This window comes from Actinomadura logoneensis (assembly GCF_003428695.1).
In the GTDB taxonomy this organism is placed as follows: domain Bacteria; phylum Actinomycetota; class Actinomycetes; order Streptosporangiales; family Streptosporangiaceae; genus Spirillospora; species Spirillospora logoneensis.
The window spans coordinates 1-4,089 of the sequence record NZ_QURH01000156.1; the positions used below are offsets into that span (position 1 = coordinate 1).

The following is a 4,089-nucleotide window of genomic DNA, read 5'->3' on the forward strand; positions in this document are numbered from 1 at the left end:
CGGCGCCGCACCCGCCAGCCGCGCAGGCCGCCCGACGCCGCGCCCCCCTCGGACCCGTCCCGGCCGGAACCGTCCCGCGCCGCGTCCCCCCGCTGACCATCACCCTTCCCGCTGACCCGCGCCTTTGCGCTGACGCACGTCGTCCACCGACCCGCGTCTTTCCGCCGGCCGGCGTCCTTGCGCTGACGCGCGCGTCTCCACCGGCCTGATTCGGTTCCGCCGGCCCGCGTTGCCGGCCCTGTCCTCCTCTTGACTCGCATCGTTGCGCTGGCATGCGCCCTTCGGCCCGTTGCGGGAGCCGGAGGCGGCGCGGCAGGCCGCGACGAGCGGCCTGCGAAAGGGCTCATGGGCCGCCGGCTGCCTAGGTCGGCCGTGCCGGGTGGTATTCCGGTCGTCCGGCCGGCCGGTACACGTGCACGCCGACGCCCCTCGCGTCGGTGTGGGAGCTGATGACCTCGAGCGCGGCGTCGGGCCCATCGTCTGGAAACAGCCGCATGCCCTGTCCGAGAAGCACGGGAACGACCAGCAGTGTCAGTTCGTCGACGAGGTCGGCGGCGAGTAGTGAGCGGATCAGTGTCGCGCTCCCGTGCACCTGGAGCTCGCCCGATGACGATTCCTTCAGTTCCCGGATCGCTGCGGTCGCATCACCGGTCAGCAGCGTGACGGGTCCCCACGACGGCTTCTCGAGACGGTTGGATGCGACGTACTTGTGCGCCCCGTTGAGCGCGACCCCGATGGGGTGCGCCCGCATCTCCGGCCGAGTGCCCCAGGTCTCGGCGAACATCTCATACGTGCGCCGCCCGAACAGGAACGCGTCCGCACGCTGATAGGTGGCGGTGATCATCTCGACGGTGTCATCGGCGAACGCCCCCAGCGCCCAGCCGTCCCGCGTGAACCCGCTCGCCAGCTCCTCGGGAGTCGCGTGCCCGTTGCCCTGCATCACGCCGTCCACGGTGATCTGCGTCATCGTCGTCAGCCTCATGCCTCCCATCGTGGGCGCACCGGTGTCGCGGCGGCAACCATGCGTGCCGGGATGGCAACAGCGCGCGTGGCAGCGTGCGTGGCGTGTTCCGTGCGGCTTGGTGTCAGACGGTGGTGGGGCGGGGGGTGAGGAGGCGGAGGGCGTCCGGGTTCGGGGCGTCCGGCGGGATGTGGAAGGTGCTCAGGCACTGGTCGGCGTCGTCCGCGAGCCGGAACGACTCGAAGGCCAGGAGCAGGTCGCCGGCCACGGGGTGGCGCAGTCGCCGGGTGCCGTGGCTCTTCTCCTTGACGTCGTGCCGGGCCCACAGGGCGCGGAACTCGGCGCTCTCGGCCGACAGCTCGGCGACCAGTTCCGCCAGGCGCGGGTGGCCGGGGAAGCAGCCCGCGTCCAGTCTCAGCGCGCCGACCATGTCGGCGGCGAGGGCGTCCCAGTCGGGGAACAGCCGACGGTGGCCGGGGGACAGGAAGACCAGGCGCGCGATGTTGCGCTCGTGCGGCGGCAGTTCGTCCCAGTCGCCGAACACGGCCGCGGCCATCGGGTTCCACGCGAGCAGGTCGAGGAAGCGGCCGGTGATGTACGCGGGGACGGTGTCCATCGCGAGCAGTAGGCGCCGCAGCGGTTCGCGCACCTGCGGGGTGGACGGCCCGGCGTCCGGATTCCGGCGGTTGCGGGCGAGGCGGCGCAGGTGGGCGTGCTCGTTCTCGGTCAGCCGCAGGGCGCGGGCGAGCGCGTCCAGGACCTCGGACGACACGTTGCGGCTGTGGCCCTGCTCCAGGCGGGTGAGGTAGGCGACCGAGACGCCGGCGAGCCCGGCGAGTTCCTCGCGGCGCAGGCCGGGGACGCGGCGGTGCCGTCCGGTGTCGGGCAGGCCGACGTCGCCGGGCGCCAGGCGGGCGCGGCGGCTGCGCAGGAACGCGCCGAGCTCGCCGCCGGACCGGTTCTCCATGACGATCATTATCGAGGCCGCGGGGGCGGGCGCCCGCGGCGGGCCGAAGCCGGGGCCGGGGCGCGATCCTGACACCGCCGGTCGTAGGCACGGCGGAGGGCTGGGTGCGCGCGGTGCGGTCGGGCAGGCTGGGGGCGTCCGACCGCCGAACTGCGATCCTGACACCGCCGGTCGTAGGCACGGCGGAGGGCTGGGTGCGCGCGGTGCGGTCGGGCAGGCTGGGGGCGTCCGACCGCCGAACTGGAGACGCGCACTGATGAGCACCGTGACCACCGAATTCGTCGTCCACCTGGACGGGCGTCCCGCGACCGCCGGGGAACTGGGGCCGCTGGCCTTCGCCGGGTACGCGCACTTCACCGCGATGCAGGTGCGCGGTGGCCGTGTCCGGGGGCTCGACCTGCACCTGGACCGGCTGCGGACGGCGTCGCTGGAGCTGTTCGGCCGGGCCGTCCCCGACGAGCGGATCCGGGAGCTGCTGCGCGCGGCGGTCCGGGTGGGGCCGGACGCCCTGTCGCTGACGGCCACGGTGTACTCGCGGCCGGGGGAGTTCACGTCCGAGGACGGGGAGCTGAGGGTGCTGGTGCGGACCCGTCCGGCCGCGGAGCCTCCGGCGGGGCCGCTCGCGCTGGCGGTGCTCCCGCACGAGCGGGACCTGCCCGCGGTCAAGCACGTGGGGGAGGTCGGGAAGACGTACCGGTTGCGGCGGGCGCTCGCCGCCGGCTTCGACGACGCCGCGTTCGTGGACCGGCACGGCCGTCTCACCGAGGCGACGATCTGGAACCTGGCGTTCTGGGACGGTGAGTCGGTGATCTGGCCGGACGGGCCGATGCTGACCGGGGTGACGATGGGCATCGTCCGCCGTCGGCTCGGGGAGCTGGGCGTGGGGCAGGTCGTCCGGGAGGTGACGCCGGACGACGTCCGCGGCCTGTCCGGAGCGGTGGTGATGAACTCCTGGACGCCGGGGATCAGGGTGGGGCGGCTCGACGCGGTGGCCCTGCCCGAGGAGTCCGGGTTCGTCGACCTACTGCACGACGCCTACCGGGCGGAACCGCTCGTGGCGCCCTGACCCTCACCGACGTCCCCGGCGGGTGGGCGCGCTGCTCGGCCCCGCCCGTCTGCATGGTCCTCATCTAGGCCGCTTGCCTGCGTGGCGCACGGGCTCGCCCGCACCGGCGCCGCACGGGGCGGGTGAGCCGGGTGGAGGGAACGTCACGGTGACCACCAGGCCGCCGCCCGGCCGGGGGCGGGCCAGCACGGCGGCGTCGTGCGCGTCGGCGATGGCCTGGACGATGGACAGGCCGAGACCGAGCCCCTCGGCGCGGCCGGCCTTCTCGGCGCCGAGCCGTTCGAAGGGCTCGAAGAGCTGCTCCACGGCCGGTTCCGGGATCACCCGGCCGGTGTTGGCGACGGTCAGCTCCGCCGCGCCGTCCCGCGTCGCCGCGGTGACCTCCACCAGCCCGCCGGGGACGTTGTGCCGCAGCGCGTTGTCGACCAGGTTGGTCACCATCCGCTCCGCGAGGCGCGCGTCGCCGGACGCCGGGGCCGCCGCGAGGTCGGTCCGGACGGTGACGTCCAGCCGCCGCGCCTCCTGCGACCGGTTCAGCACGGCGTCCCCGGTGAGCCCGGCCAGGTCGAACGGTTCGCGGCGGCTGATCCCGGCCTGTCCGCGGGCGAGCGTCAGCAGCGCCAGCAGAAGCTGCTCCTGCTGCGCCCCGGCCGCCAGCACCCGCTCGTGCGCGGTGCGCAGCGACTCGACCGTGGCGTCCGGGTCGGCGAGCGCGACCTGCGCGAGCGTCCGCTGCCGCGTCATGGGGGTGCGCAGCTCGTGCGAGACGTGCGCGATGAACCGGCGCTGCGCCAGGAACGTCCCCTCCAGCCGGGCGAGCAGGCCGTCGAAGGTGTCGCCGAGTTCCTTCAGCTCGTCCCGCGGGCCGTCCAGCGCGAGCCGTTCGTGCAGGTTGCCCGCCGAGATCGTGCGGGCCGCCGCGGTGACGCGCCGGAGCCTGCGCAGCACGCGCCCGGCCACCACCCAGCCGACGCCGAGCGAGATCACCGTGGTGATGCCGAGGGCGGTGCCGGACTGCACCAGCAGCGCGCGCAGCTCGCGGGCGCGCTGCGCGCGGGCCGCCTCCTCGCCGCGCCGCGCGATCTCGGCGGCCCG

At 74.8% G+C, this 4,089-nt stretch carries 4 protein-coding genes; 1 reads left to right on the forward strand and 3 read right to left on the reverse strand.

All coding sequences use genetic code 11. The features are described 5' to 3' along the window. Positions 1–361: 361 nt before the first annotated feature. Together DZF91_RS08205 and DZF91_RS08210 are read right to left on the reverse strand one after the other, a co-directional pair. Positions 362–982: a dihydrofolate reductase family protein gene (locus DZF91_RS08205; RefSeq protein ID WP_117356883.1), complete on the reverse strand. Its 621-nt coding sequence runs from the start codon at positions 980–982 to the stop codon at positions 362–364. A 103-nt stretch (positions 983–1,085) separates the two neighbouring features. After that, the gene (locus tag DZF91_RS08210; RefSeq protein ID WP_235834155.1) at positions 1,086–1,928 is read right to left on the reverse strand and encodes a helix-turn-helix domain-containing protein; all 843 of its coding nucleotides are present in this window, start codon (positions 1,926–1,928) and stop codon (positions 1,086–1,088) included. A gap of 256 nt (positions 1,929–2,184) precedes the next feature. On the opposite strand from DZF91_RS08210, the gene DZF91_RS08215 reads away from it, so the two are divergent. Next, positions 2,185–2,994 carry an aminotransferase class IV family protein gene (locus DZF91_RS08215; protein ID WP_117356885.1) on the forward strand — a complete coding sequence of 270 codons (810 nt, stop codon included), beginning with the start codon at positions 2,185–2,187 and terminating at the stop codon, positions 2,992–2,994. Between the two features lie 60 nt (positions 2,995–3,054). Here DZF91_RS08215 and DZF91_RS08220 read toward each other — a convergent pair. Next, on the reverse strand, positions 3,055–4,089 hold a 1,035-nt coding region (locus tag DZF91_RS08220), incomplete at its 5' end, for a sensor histidine kinase (RefSeq protein WP_147341057.1).

Excerpts from the sequence above, each read along its gene's own strand:
- DZF91_RS08205 (WP_117356883.1), bottom strand. The coding sequence starts at position 982 with ATGAGGCTGACGACGATGACGCAGATCACCGTGGACGGCGTGATGCAG.
- DZF91_RS08210 (WP_235834155.1), bottom strand. The coding sequence starts at position 1,928 with ATGGAGAACCGGTCCGGCGGCGAGCTCGGCGCGTTCCTGCGCAGCCGC.
- DZF91_RS08215 (WP_117356885.1), top strand. The coding sequence starts at position 2,185 with ATGAGCACCGTGACCACCGAATTCGTCGTCCACCTGGACGGGCGTCCC.